At 72.6% G+C, this 15,142-nt stretch carries 14 protein-coding genes and 1 tRNA gene; 7 read left to right on the top strand and 8 right to left on the bottom strand.

The genetic code is table 11. The annotated features are described in order from the left end of the window. The first annotated feature begins 123 nt into the window (after positions 1-123). Positions 124-987, top strand: coding sequence for a hypothetical protein (locus QBL25_RS33635; protein WP_409060712.1), 864 nt, complete (start codon positions 124-126; stop codon positions 985-987). Between the two features lie 39 nt (positions 988-1,026). Here QBL25_RS33635 and QBL25_RS33630 read toward each other — a convergent pair whose 3' ends face one another. The 8 genes from QBL25_RS33630 to QBL25_RS33595 form a co-directional block, all read right to left on the bottom strand. Beyond that, entirely contained in the window at positions 1,027-1,707 is a 681-nt protein-coding gene (locus QBL25_RS33630; RefSeq protein WP_409060711.1) for a response regulator, read from the bottom strand. A gap of 104 nt (positions 1,708-1,811) precedes the next feature. Further along, complete coding sequence (locus QBL25_RS33625) at positions 1,812-2,288, bottom strand: MarR family winged helix-turn-helix transcriptional regulator (RefSeq protein WP_409062868.1); 477 nt, start codon at positions 2,286-2,288, stop codon at positions 1,812-1,814. Between the two features lie 127 nt (positions 2,289-2,415). Continuing rightward, a tRNA-Gly gene (locus QBL25_RS33620) sits at positions 2,416-2,504 on the bottom strand. Positions 2,505-2,618: 114 nt separating this feature from the next. Then, positions 2,619-3,233, bottom strand: a complete 615-nt coding sequence (locus tag QBL25_RS33615; protein WP_409062867.1) for a class I SAM-dependent methyltransferase — start codon at positions 3,231-3,233, stop codon at positions 2,619-2,621. Between the two features lie 49 nt (positions 3,234-3,282). After that, entirely contained in the window at positions 3,283-4,995 is a 1,713-nt protein-coding gene (locus QBL25_RS33610) for an AMP-binding protein (protein WP_409060710.1), read from the bottom strand. After that, complete coding sequence (locus QBL25_RS33605; RefSeq protein WP_409060709.1) at positions 4,992-6,134, bottom strand: ferritin-like domain-containing protein; 1,143 nt, start codon at positions 6,132-6,134, stop codon at positions 4,992-4,994. The genes QBL25_RS33610 and QBL25_RS33605 overlap by 4 nt, the downstream gene beginning before the upstream one ends. Positions 6,135-6,172: 38 nt before the next feature. Then, entirely contained in the window at positions 6,173-7,120 is a 948-nt protein-coding gene (locus QBL25_RS33600) for a diacylglycerol/lipid kinase family protein (RefSeq protein ID WP_409060708.1), read from the bottom strand. A gap of 99 nt (positions 7,121-7,219) precedes the next feature. Continuing rightward, positions 7,220-8,323: an acetyl-CoA C-acyltransferase gene (locus tag QBL25_RS33595; protein ID WP_409060707.1), complete on the bottom strand. Its 1,104-nt coding sequence runs from the start codon at positions 8,321-8,323 to the stop codon at positions 7,220-7,222. Between the two features lie 243 nt (positions 8,324-8,566). On the opposite strand from QBL25_RS33595, the gene QBL25_RS33590 reads away from it, so the two are divergent. The 6 genes from QBL25_RS33590 to QBL25_RS33565 all read left to right on the top strand — a co-directional run bounded on the left by QBL25_RS33590 (position 8,567) and on the right by QBL25_RS33565 (position 15,139). Continuing rightward, the gene (locus QBL25_RS33590; RefSeq protein WP_409060706.1) at positions 8,567-8,752 is read left to right on the top strand and encodes a DUF1272 domain-containing protein; all 186 of its coding nucleotides are present in this window, start codon (positions 8,567-8,569) and stop codon (positions 8,750-8,752) included. After that, positions 8,749-10,194, top strand: coding sequence for a DHA2 family efflux MFS transporter permease subunit (locus QBL25_RS33585; RefSeq protein WP_409060705.1), 1,446 nt, complete (start codon positions 8,749-8,751; stop codon positions 10,192-10,194). Before QBL25_RS33590 ends, QBL25_RS33585 begins: the two co-directional genes overlap by 4 nt. 66 nt (positions 10,195-10,260) lie before the next feature. Further along, the gene (locus tag QBL25_RS33580; RefSeq protein WP_409060704.1) at positions 10,261-11,484 is read left to right on the top strand and encodes a cytochrome P450; all 1,224 of its coding nucleotides are present in this window, start codon (positions 10,261-10,263) and stop codon (positions 11,482-11,484) included. A gap of 63 nt (positions 11,485-11,547) precedes the next feature. Further along, entirely contained in the window at positions 11,548-13,062 is a 1,515-nt protein-coding gene (locus QBL25_RS33575) for an AlkA N-terminal domain-containing protein (protein ID WP_409060703.1), read from the top strand. Then, positions 13,062-13,766: an alpha-ketoglutarate-dependent dioxygenase AlkB gene (locus QBL25_RS33570; protein WP_409062866.1), complete on the top strand. Its 705-nt coding sequence runs from the start codon at positions 13,062-13,064 to the stop codon at positions 13,764-13,766. The genes QBL25_RS33575 and QBL25_RS33570 overlap by 1 nt, the downstream gene beginning before the upstream one ends. A gap of 176 nt (positions 13,767-13,942) precedes the next feature. Then, on the top strand, positions 13,943-15,139 hold the full coding sequence (locus QBL25_RS33565; protein WP_409060702.1) for a cytochrome P450: 1,197 nt from the start codon (positions 13,943-13,945) through the stop codon (positions 15,137-15,139). The last annotated feature ends 3 nt before the right edge of the window (positions 15,140-15,142 follow it).

Raw genomic sequence — 15,142 nt, 5'->3', positions numbered from 1 at the left:
GAGCCTCCAGGAGTGCACTGCGTACGCATAGCTAAGGGTGACCTTACTTGAGTCGGCCGCCCCTGCGGCGACCAGGGCCGGGCCGCATCCGCGCGCCCTGGGTCCAGCGGTACATTGCCGCCTATGTCGATACCGAACCCTCCGCCCGGCCAGCCCACTCCGCCCAACCAGCCCAATCCGTACCAGCAGACCCCCAACCCCTACCAGCAGCCGCAGGGCGCGGTGCCGCCGCAGGGCGCACCCCAGGCCTTCGGCCAGCCACCGGGTCCGTACGGGCAGCAGCCGGGCCCCTACGGCCAGCCGCCGGCGCCCCCGGCCGGTCCGCGCAAGCCGACGCCCGGCTGGGTGTGGGGAATCGGCGGCGTCGTGGTCGCGTCGGCCCTGTGGGCGGGGGCGCTGTTCGCCACCGGCCACCTCGGCTCCGACGGCGGCAGCGGCGCGAAGGCGGACCTCGCCGGGTACCGGTACACGAAGAACCTCTGCGACGTCTCCCCGCTGGACGCCTTCAAGAAGAAGTACGAGATCGACCTGGACGCCTCCTCCACCACCCACTACGGCTCGCGGCAGAAGGGGTTCGACCTGAGCTACTGCAGCCGCAAGCTCAAGGACCCCGAGGCGGACGCCGACTCGTACTCCAGCATCTACGTCTACTCGACCGCCCGCTGGCACAAGGCCACCGACCCGGAGGGCGAGTTCGCCTCCGAGCAGAAGGCCTACGAGGACCAGTCGCAGAAGACGTACACCTACAAGACCAAGGCTGTGTCCGGCATCGGTGACGAGGCGTACCTGGTCACCGACACGAGCGGCTCGGGCGACGACGACCTCAACGGCATGACGCTGGCCGTGCGCGAGGGCTGGTTCACCGTCGAGACGCGCTGGAGCTATTACGGCGGCGCGGACGACAAGACCGAGCCGCCGACCGCGTCGGAGGTCGAGGAGATGCTCAAGTCCGACACGCGCGTCACGATGGACGGGCTCAAGAAGTGAGGGCGGGGCCCAGCAGGCCCAGTAGACCCTGAGCCTCCCTCAGCACAGGGGTGGTGCGGGGCGGACGAGGCCCGACTGGTAGGCGATGACGACCAGTTGGGCGCGGTCGCGGGCGGCGAGTTTCGTCAGGGTGCTCCGGACGTCGTCGCGCACGGTCAGCGGGGTGCCGAAGAGGGCCTCGGCGATCTCGTCGTTGGACTTGCCCTCCGCGACCAGGGCCAGCACGTCCCGCTCGCGGGCGGTGAGCGCGGCGATGCTCTCGGGCGGCGCCAGGTGTCCGTCCGGTCCGGGGGTGGCGAGGAAGCGGGTGACGACGGCGCGGGTGGCCGACGGGGAGAGCAGCGCGTCGCCCGCGGCCACGGTGCGCAGCGCGCCGAGGAGTTCGTCGACGCCCACGTCCTTGCCGAGGAATCCGCTCGCGCCCGCGCACAGGGCCCGGGCCACGCACTCGCCGGTCTCGGAGGTCGTGCGGATGAGGACGCGGGTGGCGGCGAGGCCGGGGTCGGCGCAGATCCGGGTGGTCGCGGCCAGGCCGTCGGTGCCGGGCATGCCGAGGTCCATGAGGGCGAGGTCGGGGCGGTGGGTCCGGGTGAGGGCGAGGGCCTCCTCGCCGTCGGCGGCCTCGGCCACCACCTCCATGTCGTCGCAGGAGTCGATCAAAGTGCGGAAGGCCGCCCGGATGAGGGCCTGGTCGTCGGCAAGCAGGACGCGGAGGGTCATGTGGTGCGATCCTCTTCAGGGTTCTCGGGACGCTGAACGTCGAACTCTGCCATCAAGGACCGCGCATCGCGGGCGACGACGCGGGCATCCCGCGCCGGGGTGGTTCACGGGCGCGGCCAGGGATGTCCCTCCAGGCGCTCGATGTCGCCGTTGAAGCGCCGCAGGAAGCCCGCGAACGTCGCGACGTCCTCGGCCGACCAGTCGTCCATGACCTTCTCCAGGCCCTGGGTGTACTCGGCCCGGTCGGCGTCGAGTTGCCGCGCGCCCTCGGCGGAGATGCGGAACTTGCGGGCCATGCCGCCGTCCGGGTCGGGGATGCGCTCGACGAGCCCGCCGCGCATCATGGCCGCGGTCTGCCGGTTCAGGGTGGAGGCGTCGAGGCCGAAGGCGTCGGTGAGCTGCCCGATGGACATGGGGCCGTCCATCTGGATGCGGCTGAGCAGGATGTACGCGCTGCGGTCCAGGCGCCCGCCGGACGAGCGGGTGCGGGGGTTGAACAGGTGCGAGTGCCGTCCGAGCAGCATCGTCTCGAATTCGACGCGCCGCACGGGCTTCTCCGTGCGGTCGGCGGGCTGGTCCATGCGACGACCGGGCTTCTCCATGGCGCCATCTTACCCGACATGTGCGTTATGCACTGTATGTGCATAACGCACATCGAGGTCGGGGTCCTGTGCGCGCTCCCGGAACGGAAGCGCGCACAGGGTGCGGCGGAGAGAGCAGGATTCGAACCTGCGTGGGGCAAAACCCCTGACCGGAGCGGGCTCCGGTCCCCATTGGGCCGCTATGGGCATCTCTCCCTGCCACCCTCGGCGGGTGACGTGTCCCAGCATGGCAGCCGCGGCTTGCACGGCGCTGAGACGATCTTCTCAGCGGGTGTTCAGGGCGGACGCCCCGTCAGGGCGGCCCCCCCGTCAGGCCCGGCGCTCGGCGACTCCCAGCAGGTAGTCGCCGCTGATGCGGGTCAGGGCGTCGCGAACCGTCAGGCCGTGCCGGTGCAGCTCCGCGAGGAACTGCCCGGCCGTGAAGCGGTCCTCGTCGGGGTGGTCGAACAGCAGCCGGTAGCTGGGCCGCGCGAGCGCGTGCGCCGTCACCTCCTCGAAGACGAACAGACCGCCCGGCTTGAGCACCCGGGCGACCTCGGCCACCGCGGCACGCCAGTCCGGCACGTGGTGGATGATCGCGAAATCGAACGCGGCGTCGTACGAACCGTCGGCGGCGGCGAAGGCGGACCGCAGGTCCGTCGCGTCGCCCACCGTGACCCGCGTCCGGTCCGCGTGGTGCCGGGCCAGCCGGCGGCGCGCCTTGGCGACCATGCCGGGGTCGAGGTCCACGGCGTCCACCCGCGCCGCGCGGAACCGCTCCAGGATCAGCCGGGTGCCGTAGCCGGAACCGCAGCCGATCTCCACCACGTGCGCGCCGGGCGGCAGCGGCCCGCCCGCGAGGCGCAGCAACCGGGGGAACTCGTAGTGGCGTTGCAGCGCCCGGCGGCCCGCGTTGTCGATCGCCGCCTTCTCGATGCGGTTCATCAGCACGACGCAGCCTCTTTCCGGCGCCTCGGGCGCCCTGTTCCCGCCGTCACGTCCACCGTCCGACGCCGATCCCCGCGGTTCCCGCGAGGAGCTGCTCGCGCAGCATCGTGCGGCGGATCTTCCACGTCGCGGTCCGCGGGAACTCGTCCCATCCGATGCGTACGGGCGCCGCCATGACCGGCAGGTCCGCGGTCGCCCGACGCCACTGCCCGGGTTCGATGCCGGCTCCCTCGCGGACGCTGAGCACCGGTTGCGGGTTGCCGTCCCGGACCGCGAGCACGACCACCTCGGTGAGCTGCGGCAACCGGTCCAGGAGCAGGTCCTCGATCTCCAGCGCGCTCGTGCCGGGGATCCGGTCGATCTCGCGGTCGATGAGGCGGACCGTCCCCCGGCGGCCGATGACGGCCATGTCGCCGAGGTCCCACCAGGGTCCCTCGCACTTGTCGGTGTGCCGCTTCTGCTCGCCGACGTAGCCGAGGCAGCGGCCGGGCGCCGAGAACTGGATCAGCCCCACCTGCCCGGCCGGTACGGCGTCACCGCTGTCCGGGGACACGGCACGCACCTTCCCGAAGCCCGGGATCGGCCACCCCACGTTCTGCGTCGGCGGCGGCCGCCGTCCGCGCCGCTTCACCGAGCCGCGCACGTACGGGCGGATGGCGACGGCCCCGGCCTCGGTCTGGCTCCACGACTGCACCCAGACGGGCAGCCTGCGGTCGGTCGCCGCGAGGAAGATCCGTACGGTACGGGTGTGGATGGCGTCGAAGGAGTTGACGTACAGGCGCACGTTCCGGAACGGCCTGCGCGGGTCGCGCGCCAGGTCCTCCCAGGCCAGGAAGGCGTTCGGCAGTGTCTCCACGAGCGTCGGTGCGTGCTGGGCGAGCAGCGCGTGGGCCCGGGGCGACTCCGGGTCCGACAGCATCAGCAGCTTCGGCCCGACGGTGGTCAGCGGAAGCAGACCGGTGATGACCCGCTGGTGCGCGTACGGGTGGCAGAACGCCACGGTGTCGTTCGCGCGCAGCCGGAAGAGCGGCCAGCGCTCGGTCTCCACCAGGGCCAGGGAGTAGAGCGATTGGGCCGAGTGGAGCACCAGCTTGGGCACGCCGGTCGTGCCGGACGTGTGGGTGATGACCATCGGCTCGTGCGGCTCGCGCATGCTCACCCGCGGCGCGGGTCCCCCGGCAAGCTCCGCGAGATCGGGCACCTGGGGCAGGTGCGGCGGAGGCGTGCCGACACAGGCGGTGCGTTCCGTGAGGGCGGCCAGGCCCGCCTCGTCCAGGCCGAGCCGCTCCAGGACGCTGCGGTCCGCCACCAGGAAGGGGCGCTCCAGGCGTTCGAGCAGGACGCGGAGGGTCTCGGCGGGGTGGTTGTCCGTGATGAGCGCCGGTATCGCGCCGAGCCGCGCGGCGGCGGAGGCGAGCAGCGCCACGTCGAGGTGGTTGCGCTTCACGACGGCGACCCGGTCCCAGGCGCGGACACCCAGCGCGTGCAGCCGTGCGGTCAGCTCGTCCACCAGTGACGCCCAGGCGGCGTAGTCGCGGACCAGGGCGCCGTCCGGGTCGACGTCGGGCGCCCGGTCGACGATCACCGGGCCGAACCGGCCGCGCCGTGCGGCGAGATGCCAGGCCTCGCCGATCCGTCCGGTGGCCGGGGTGCGGGACAGCGGGGTCAGGCGGCGCCGGTAGCGGGTGGGGGCGCAGTCCGTCAGGAACGCCGGGCGGGGTCTTTCGCTCCGGTCGGCCGGGCCGGGAGTCGTGTTCACGTCCGCCGCCCGGAAGGGGAGGCCGGCGGTGCCTGTCCGGCCTCCGCCGCGCCGAGCGCGATGCTCGCCTCGACCTCCGCGGTGCGGGCGATGGTGTCGCGGCGCTCCCGGTCAAGATCGTCGGCCTGCGCCTCGTCCGATTCCATGAGCTTGACCAGGTCGCTGTTGGCCATGTCCAGGACGCCCATGCCGTCGTAGGCGTCGCGGACCGCCTGGCCCCACAGTCCGATGTCCCGTACGCAGGGCACGATCCGTGCGAAGAGCAGGGACCTGAAGGCGCGCATCCGCGGCCCTCGGTTCATGTACTCCATGCACTCCTTCATGTCGAAGCCGAGGTTCTCCCAGACCTCCTGCATGCGGAAGCGGTCCCGCATCAGGTGGCAGCCCTCGATGACGAACTCCTCGCGCTCGGCGATCTCCTTGCTCGACAGCTCGGCGTAGTAGTCGCGCAGCGCCAGCCGGCCGAACGCCACGTGCCGTGCCTCGTCCTGCATCACGTACGCGAGGATCTGCTTGGGCAGCGGCTTGTCGGTCCGGTCGCGCAGGATGCCGAAGGCCGCGAGCGCGAGTCCCTCGATGAGGACCTGCATGCCCAGGTAGGGCATGTCCCAGCGGGAGTCGTTGAGGGAGTCCTCCAGGAGCGACTTGAGATGCGGGTTGATCGGATAGGTCATGCCGATCTTCTCGTTCAGGAAGCGCGTGAAGATCTCGGCGTGCCGGGCCTCGTCCATCACCTGGGTCGCCGCGAAGAACTTGGAGTCGATGTCGGGCACCGACTGGACGATGCGGGCGGAGCAGATCATCGCGCCCTGCTCGCCGTGCAGGAACTGGCTGAACTCCCAGGCCGCCATGTGCTGGCGCATTTCCTGCCGCTCGCGGGTGTTCAGCTTGTCGTACTGCCGGGATCCGTACAGGGCCAGGGTCTTCTCGGGGGTGCCGAGGGCGTCGTAGGGGTCGACCTCAAGGTCCCAGTCGATGCGCTGGGTGCTGTCCCACTGCTTGTCCTTGCCCTTCTGGTAGAGGTTGAGCAGCCGTTCGCGTCCCGTGTCGTACTCCCAGGTGAAGAAGTTGTCGCCCGCGGTGGGAAACGTCCAGCTCGTCTTCTCCGGCGTCCCCGCGGGGACGTTGCTGGCATTCATGACCAGTCCTCCGTGTTCGGCTTTCCGCTGGCCCTCGCTCATGCGCCCGGTGGGGCCAGGACGGGAAGGATGTCGGGCAGCACCTCGATCGTGTGGCGACCGGCGCCGGTGGCGGGGAGTTCCCCGTCGTGCTCGAAGGTCAGGGGCGCGCCGTCGGTGCGTTCCAGGACGATGCGGCGGCCCCTGGCGTAGACGGTCTCGGGGCGGTCCACGTGGCTTCCGTCGGCCGTCAGGCCCGGGAGCGCCGCCGGGTCGAGTTCACCGCCCACGACGCACACGTCAAGCAGTCCGTCGTCGAGCACGGAGCGCGGCAGGACCTTGAACTGGCCGCCCCGGTAGCGGCCTCCGCCGACGTTGGCGAGCACCGCCGTGCCCTCGTGGACGATCACTCCGTCGACCGTGACGCGGCCCGGATAGGGCCGGAACGTCCGCAGGGTCCGCGCCACGGCGGCGCGGTAGCGCTCCCGGCCCGTCAGGTCGTGGAGTTCACCCGCCGTCACCAGGGCCTCGGCGACCAGGCCGGAGCACGCGCCGAGCAGGACCAGGGTGTCCGTCTCGACGATCCGCGCCATGTCGATGCTGCGGATCCGGGGGCGCTGCGTGGCGAGCGCGCCCTCCAGGGCGCCCTGCCAGGGGTGGTCCGACCAGATCTCGCGGTAGAAGGAGTTGCCGGTCCCGGCGGGCAGGTTGACCATCGCGGTGCCGCCCGCGCTGCGGGGGCCGCGCAGCCGGGTGCGGGCGACACCGGACGCCACGTCCCGTGCCGTGCCGTCGCCTCCGAGGACGACGATCACGTCGACGCCGTTCTCGCAGGCCTTCGCCGCCGCGTCCGCCGCGTCGCCCGGGCCCTGCGTGGTGAGCACGTCCACGTCGTCCACGTGGGAGCGGCAGCGGCGCGTCACCTCCTCGACGAGGTGCGCGTCGACCGCGCCGGCCACCGGATTCACCAGGACCAGCGCCGTACGGGCCCACCGAGGTGCGGGCATGCCACCACTCTCCTCCCTGGTCGAAGAACCTCGGGAGGAACACTGGCAGCCGCCACTGGTACGCCGCTGAGACCGCGGTGCCAGCGTCCGGCAGGCCGGTCAGCGCCCGCCGGAGCGGAGCAACAGGGCCTCCCCCAGGCTGCCTTCGCCGCAGACGCCGGCCGCTCCGAGACCGCCGCCCCTGCGGTGCAGGGAGTGCGCGAGGTGCAGGACGATGCGCGCCCCCGACGTGCTGGTCGGGTGCCCGAGCGCGATGGCTCCGCCGTGCGGGTTGATGCGGTTCATGCCGGTGCACAGCACGCTCACCGCCTGGGCCACGACGGCCGCGAACGACTCGTTGATCTCGATGAGGTTGAGGTCGCGCACCTTGAGGCCGAGCGGGGCGAGCGCCTGGCGGATGGCGAGCGAGGGCTGGAGGTGCAGGCCGTCCGCGCGGCCCGCCACCTCGCCGTGCCCGACGAGTTCGGCGAGCCAGTCCAGGCCGCGCTCCTGGGCCAGCGAGCGGCGCATCAGCACCACCGCCGCCGCGCCGTCGGCCGCCGGGGAGGTGTTGGCCGCGGTGACCGTGCCGTCCGGGAAGTACAGCGGTTCGGCCGCGGCCAGCGTCCCGGGGTCCAGGTCGTGCCGGACGCCCTCGTCGCTGCGCACGAAGCCGCCTCCGGCCCGCCGGGGCAGCGCGACCGGCACGATCTCCTCGCCGAAGAGGCCCTTGAGCTGGGCCGCGGCGGCGCGCTCGTGGGACAGCGCGGCGATCTCGTCCTGGGTGCGGCGGTCCAGCTTCAGCGGCCGACGCCGCGGACACGCCGGGCGCGAGCGCGCGGGGGCGCCGAGGACCGGGCGTGCGGCGGTCATGGACTCCATGCCGCCGGCGACGACGATGTCACTGGTGCCCGAGCGGATCAGCCGGTCGGCCAGGGCGATGGCGTTCAGCCCCGACAGGGACATCTTGCCGATGACGCGCAGGGGCACCTCGGGCGGGATGCCCGCGTCGACCATCGCCGTGCGTGCGGCACGGCCGTCGGAGACGTCGGCGACCGTGTGCCCGAGGAGCACCTGATCGACCTCGTCGGCCCGGACCCGGGCCCGCTCCAGGGCCGCGCGGATCGCCACGGTGCCCAACTGGGCCGCGGACAGGGCCCGCAGGCTGCCGAGGGGGCGCGCCAGGGGTGTGCGGGCGCCTGCCAGGACAACGGTCTCGCTCACTGGTGAATCCCTCCACAGGTCGTTCCGGACAACTGACGGGAACGGCGCGCGCGGCAGCGGTCGCAGACCCCCTGTGCGGCTTGGCCGGGGGTTGACCTTCGCGCAATTCGCGGCCCCGCGCTAGGGGACTTCCGGCATCAACTCCCTTTTCGGTACGGGAGGTTGCCGACCGAAATCTGCCAGACAGCGCGTCCGGGGCCCGTCAGGATTGCATGGCTCCGACTCATCTGGAGGACACCGGCGATGCTCGAAATGAAGCCCACATGCGAGAAGTGCGCTGCCGCGCTCGCATTCGGAACCCCCGCGAAGATCTGTAGCTACGAATGCACGTTCTGCGTCCCGTGCGCCGAGAGCGGGGGGAATCAATGCCCCAACTGCGGCGGCGAGTTGCTGACCCGGCCACGGCGCGCCACGGAGGGCGCCGCGTGAGCGGCGCCGAGGTTCCCGTACGGCGGCCCGGATACGCGGCGGTCGCCGTGCTCTCGGCCGGCGCCATGTTCCTGGCCATCCTCGACTCCACCATCGCCAACCTGGCCGTCTCCGACATGCAGGAGACCTTCCGGGGCGCGTCGATCGCCGACTTCTCCTGGGTCATCACGCTGTACGCCATCTTCTTCGCGGCGCTCCTGGCCCCGTCCGGACGCCTCGCGGACGCCGTGGGGCGCCGCACGCTCTACAGCGCGGGCGTCGGGATCTTCACGCTGGCCTCCCTGTCGTGCGCCCTCGCGCCGAACCTGCCCTTCCTGCTGGTCTCCCGTGCGGTGCAGGGCGCGGGCGCTGCGGCGATGATCCCGGCGTCGCTCGCGGTGATCCTGTTCGACACGCCTCCGGTGCGCCGCATGGCGGCCATCGGCCTGTGGAGCGCCTCGGGGTCCGCCGCCGCGGCGATCGGGCCGAGCCTCGGCGGCGTCCTCATCGACGCGTTCGGCTGGCGGACCGTCTTCCTGATCAACGTGCCGCTCGGCCTCGCCCTGATGGCCGGCGTGCGCGCCGTCCAGAAGACCCGGCCGCCCGCCGGACGCGTCCCCGACGTCCTGGGCTCGCTCGCCCTGGCGCTGGGCATGGGGGGCGTGGTCCTCGGCGTGACGCAGGGCTCCGACTGGGGGTGGAGCGACCCGCGGACACTCGGCTGTCTGCTGGCGGGCGTCGCCGTGCTCGCGTACGGCGTGCTGCGGGCGCGCACCCAGCCGGTCCCCGCGATCGACACCGCCCTGTGGCGCAGCCGGACCTTCTCCCTGGCCAACGTCGTCTCGTTCTTCTACGGTGCCGCGCTCTACGCATGGCTGCTGTGCGGGGTGCTGTTCCTGGTGAACATCTGGCGGTACTCGGAGCTGAAGGCCGGGTTCGTCCTCAGTCCCGGCGCGGTCTTCTCCGCGCTCGCGGCCATCGGCATCGGCCGTGTCCTCGGCAAGCGCGCGTCACCGCGGCTGATGGTCTGCGGCGGGTGCCTGCTCATCGTCGGGGTCGGCGTGTGGCTCGTGGCCGTGCTGCCCGCCGAACCGCATCTGCTGGACCTCTGGATGCCGACGACCATCATCTCGGGCTTCGGCATGGGCGCGGTGAGCACCGGCGTCTCGACGGCGGCGGCCCTGTCCGTGCCCCCCGAGCAGTTCGCCGGCGCGACCGGGCTCAACATGGCGGCACGCCAGGTGGGCGGCGCGCTCGGCATCGCGGTGCTCGCCTCGATCCTCGCCGGCGCCGACACGTCCACCACCACCCCGTTCGCCCATGTGCTGCTGTTCTGCACGGTGACGGCGGGCATCGCGGGCCTGGCCGGTCTCGGCCTGTCCATGAAGCCCCGCCCGCCCAAGCCCTCGGCGCCCGCCGCCGCTGCCCCCACGCGAGGAGCCACCACCACCACGAGTGGCTGACCTGACCCACGAGGCTCGGCGCGAAGGCCCCCCACTTGAAGACCCCCCTTCCCAGGAGCTCGCACCATGACCACGGCACCCTCACGACGCGCCCAGGAGATCTTCGACCCCGCACACCGCCCCGACCCCTATCCCCTCTACGCCGCCGTGCGCGAGGCCGGTCCGGTCCACCCCATGGGCCCCCGGATCCACCTCGCCTCGCGCCACGCGGACTGCAGCAAGATTCTCGGCGACCCGCTCTGGGGCCATGGGTACGGCGACCGGATCAGCCCCTTCCGGCCGGGCGTGGGCCGGGAGGAGGTGCCCGGCTCGCTGCTGGGCATGGACCCGCCGGACCACACCCGGCTCCACCGCCTGATCAGCAAGGCCTTCAAACCCGCCAGGATCGAGTCCCTGCGCGCCCGCGTCGAGCAGATCGTGGACCAGCTGCTCGACGCGGCACTGGAAGCGGGCGAGGTCGATCTGGTCGACGCGTTCAACAGCCCGCTGCCGCTGACCCTGGTCTGTGAGCTGATCGGCGTGCCCACGGCCGACATGCCGCTCTTCCGGCAGTGGTCCACGGCGATCGTGCGCGGGGTCGACCCGGACTACCTGCTCAGCCCGCAGGAGATCACCGCGCGCTACGAGGCCGAGGCCGCCTTCGAGGAGTACTTCAAGGCGCTCGCCGAGGACAGGCGCGCGCACCACCGGGGCGACCTCCTCAGCGACCTGGTCGCCGCCCGGGAGAACGGCGACATCCTCTCCGACCACGAGCTGCACGAGATCGGCGCGATGCTGATGGTCGCCGGGCACGAGACCACGGTCAACGCGCTCGGCACGCTGATGATCGCGCTCCACCGCAACCCCCGCCAGCGGGCCCGCGTCACGGCGGACCCCGGCCTCGTCCCCGCGGCGGTCGAAGAGGGGCTGCGCCACGACCCGCCCATCCAGTTCACCTCCCGAGTGGCCCTGGAGGAGCGGGAGTTCGCCGGACGCACCTTCGCGCGCGGCGACGGCATCATCCTGATGGTGGGCGCGGCGAACCGCGACCCGGCGGCGTTCCCGGACCCCGAGACCTTCGACGTCACGCGCCATCTGGACCGCCCGCCGGGCGCACCGCGCCACCTCACCTTCAGCAACGGCCCGCACCGCTGCCTGGGCGCCCAGCTGGCCCGCATGGAGATGCAGATCGCCCTGCGCGCGCTGCTCACCCGGGCCCCGCACCTGGAGCTGCTCACCGACGAGCCGCCCTACCGGGACCTGTACCTGTTCCGCGGCCCGCTGAGCCTGCCCGTACGGATGCGGCCCTGACCCGCGGACGTTGATGTCGGATTTCTGCTGGCAATGGCCCGCGCGGAACTCCATGGTGGACAGATGACGGAAGAGGAGCTCCATTACCGGGCCGCTCTGAGCAACGACAGCCGGTTCGACGGTCGGCTGTACATCGGGGTGGCCAGCACGGGCATCTACTGCCGCCCGACGTGCCCGGCCATGACTCCCAAGCGTGTCAACATGCGTTTCTACCGGACGGCCGCCGCCGCACAGGCCGCCGGATTCCGCGCCTGCAAGCGCTGCCGCCCCGACGCGACCCCCGGGTCCCCGGAGTGGAACAGCAGGGCCGACCTGGTCGGCCGTGCGATGCGGCTGATCGCCGACGGCCTCGTGGACCGCGAGGGCGTCGGCGGCCTGGCAGCGCGGCTGAACTACAGCGAGCGCCAGCTCCAGCGGCAGCTCGTCGCCGAGGTCGGCGCGGGCCCGCTCGCCCTCGCCAGGGCCCAGCGGGCGCGCACCGCGCAGCTCCTCCTGGAGACCACCGATCTGCACGTCAGCGAGGTGGCGTTCGCGGCCGGCTATGCCAGCATCCGGCAGTTCAACGACAACATCCGGGCGATCTTCTCGATGCCCCCGACGGAGCTGCGGGCCCGCGCCACCGCCCGCCGACCGCGCACGGGCACGCCCGCCCAGCCGTGGGGCCACGGCATCCGCATCCAACTGCCCTACCGCACCCCGCTGGACCTCAAGGTGCTCTTCGGCCGGCTCGGCGACGAGGCCGTGCCGGGCGTCGAGGAGTACGCCGACGGCGTCTACCACCGGGCGCTGTCCCTGCCGCACGGCCCCGCCGTCGCCACGCTCTTCGAGGCGGCCGGAAAGCCCGCGGGCAAGACGCACCAGCCCCCGGGGCGCGGCTTCGTGGAGTGCGAGCTGCACCTCCAGGACCTGCGCGACATGACCGCGGCCGTCCAGCGGTGCCGCGACCTGCTCGACCTGGACGCCGATCCCGGGTCCGTCGACGAGGTGCTGGCGCGCGATCCGCTCCTGGCCCCGCTCGTCGCCCGTACCCCGGGCCGCAGAGTGCCCGGTTCCGTGGACCCGGCCGAGTGCGCCGTCCGCGCGGTGCTCGCCCAGGACGCGGACCCGCGGGAGGCCAGGGACGACGCGGCCCAGCTCGTCGCCCGCTACGGCAAACCGCTGACCAGGGAGGTCAGCGGGATCACGCATACGTTCCCCGCGGTCGAGACCCTCGCCCAGCTGGCGCCGGACGACCTGGCGGGCAGCCGCGAGCGCGGCGCCCGCGTCAAGGCCGTCGCCACCGCCCTCGCCGCCGAGGACCTGGTCCTCGACGGCGGCGTCGACCGGGACGAGGCCACCCGCAAACTGCTCAAGGTCGACGGCATCGGACCGCGGACCGTCGCCGTGATCAGGATGCGGGCCCTGGGCGACCCCGACGTCCTCGTGCCCGGGGGCCCGGAGTCACCGGCGCCGCAGGACGCGTCCGGGGGGCTCTCCGCCGACGCGGGGCCGCCGCCCGACGACCGGTCCGAGGCCTGGCGCCCGTGGCGCTCGTACGCCGCCCAGCACCTGTGGGCCGCCGCACAGGACGCGCGTTGATCCACCAGGACCACGACGCGCTCTTCGGGCGTCCGCCGCTCGTGCTGCGTGAAGGCGCCGTGCTGCTCCCCGGCTGGCTCGATCCCGGACGGCAGCGGTCGTTGCTCGAAGCCTGCCGGGAGTGGGCGCGCGGGGCCGCCGGGCTGTACCGCCCGCTGATGCCCGACGGGACGCCGATGCGGGTACGGTCGGTCTGCCTCGGCTGGCACTACTCGGTGGGCTTCGGATACACCCGGACCACGGCCGCATCGGTGCCGGTCAAACCGCTGCCGGGGTGGCTCGCCGACCTCACGCGCGAGGCCGTCACCGAGGCGGCCGCACTCGATCCCGAGGTGTGCCGAAGGCCGCGGGCACATGCCGCCGACGCCTCGATCGTGAACTTCTACGACGACGAGGCCCGGCTGGGGATGCACCAGGACCGGGCCGAGGAGAGCGGCGCGCCGGTGGTCTCGTTCAGCCTCGGGGACAGTTGCGTGTTCCGCTTCGGGAACAACGAGACGCGCACCCGGCCCTGGCAGGACGTACCGCTGCACAGCGGTGACCTGTTCGTCTTCGGCGGCCCGGCGCGGATGGCCCACCACGCCGTGCTGCGCACCCTGCCCGGCACCGCCCCGGCCGAACTGGGCATCCGCGGCGGCCGGGTGAGCGTCACGGTGCGCGAGACCGGCCTCTCCCCCGGCCCCGCGGCCCGCCGCGGCGGCTGACGGCGGCCACGCCAGGCGTATGTCAGCGGCATCTCAGGCTCGGCTGACACATTGCTGGCACGAGAGGCCCGGCGGTGGCGGCGACAGGCGTCGGCGGCACGGCAGCACGCGGCGCCGGCCGGCCGCGACCCCGCTCAGGCGTCTCTCCCCCGTATCCGGCGAAAGGTCTGCTGCTCGTGTCTGCACAGCCACCGCACCTCACCTATCCGGTCCAGCGGACGACGGTCACCGATCCGCCCGAGGAGTACAAGCGGCTCCAGCAGGAGGCACCGGTCTGCCCCGTCACGCTGGCCACGGGGTTCCCCGCGCTGTTCGTCAGCGCGTACGAGGACGTCAAGACCGTGCTCTCCGACCCCCGCTTCAGCCGCGACGCGCTGTTCGAGCCCGGCGCACCGCGCTCCCAGCTCGCCGAGCCCGACCAGGACAGCATCATCAGCATCGACCCGCCGCGCCACACCCGGCTGCGGGGGCTCATCAACCGGGAGTTCAGCCGCCGCCGCGTCGAGTCCATGCGCCCGAAGATAGAGAAGCACGTGGCCCAGCTGCTCGACGCGATGGAGGCCGCGACGCCGCCCGGTGACCTCAACGAACTCCTGGGCCGGCCGCTCGCGTTGCAGGTCATCTGCGACCTGATGGGGGTGCCCTACGCCGACCACATGAAGTTCGGCCGCTGGTGCGACCACTTCATGTCGTACGCGAAGTACCCGCTGGAGGAGGTCGGCCGGGCCAACGCCGAGATGCGCTCCTATCTGGCCGAGCTGATCGCGGCCAAGCGGCGGGACCCCGGCGAGGATCTGCTCAGCGCCCTCGTGCACGCCCGGGACACCGAAGGGAAGCTGACGGAGAACGAGCTGGTGAGCCTCGGCGTGATCCTGCTCCTCGCGGGCCACGACACCACGGTGACCTCGCTCGGCGGCGGCGTCATCACCCTCCTGCGCAACCCGGAGGTCCTCGCGGAGCTGCGCGCGGACCCCTCGCTGGTCCCGCAGGCGATCGAGGAGCTGGTGCGGCTCAACGAGCCCGGGGACGGCTCGTTCCTGCGCATCGCGACCGAGGACGTCGAGCTGGGCGGCGGGCGGGTGTCCGCGGGGACCGCGGTCGTCGCGTCGATCAGCACGGCCAACCGGGACCCCTCGGTCTTCCCGGAACCGGAGCGGCTGGACATCCACCGCGAGAGCAACCCGCACATCGCGTTCGGCTTCGGCACGCACTTCTGCGTCGGCTCCTCGCTGGCCCGCGTCGAACTGGAGAGCGCCCTGAGCGCCCTCCTCCCGCGCTTCCCCGGCCTGCGGCTCGCGGTGCCCTTCGAGGACCTGCGCTGGCGCTCCTACGCCCATCTCGGCGGCATCGAGGAGCTGCCGGTCAGCTGGTAGAGC

It is taken from the genome of Streptomyces sp. SYP-A7185, from assembly GCF_046103685.1.
Classification (GTDB): Bacteria; Actinomycetota; Actinomycetes; order Streptomycetales; family Streptomycetaceae; genus Streptomyces.
The sequence above is the reverse complement of the archived record's forward strand: the minus strand, read 5'-3'. Positions and strand labels throughout refer to the sequence as shown.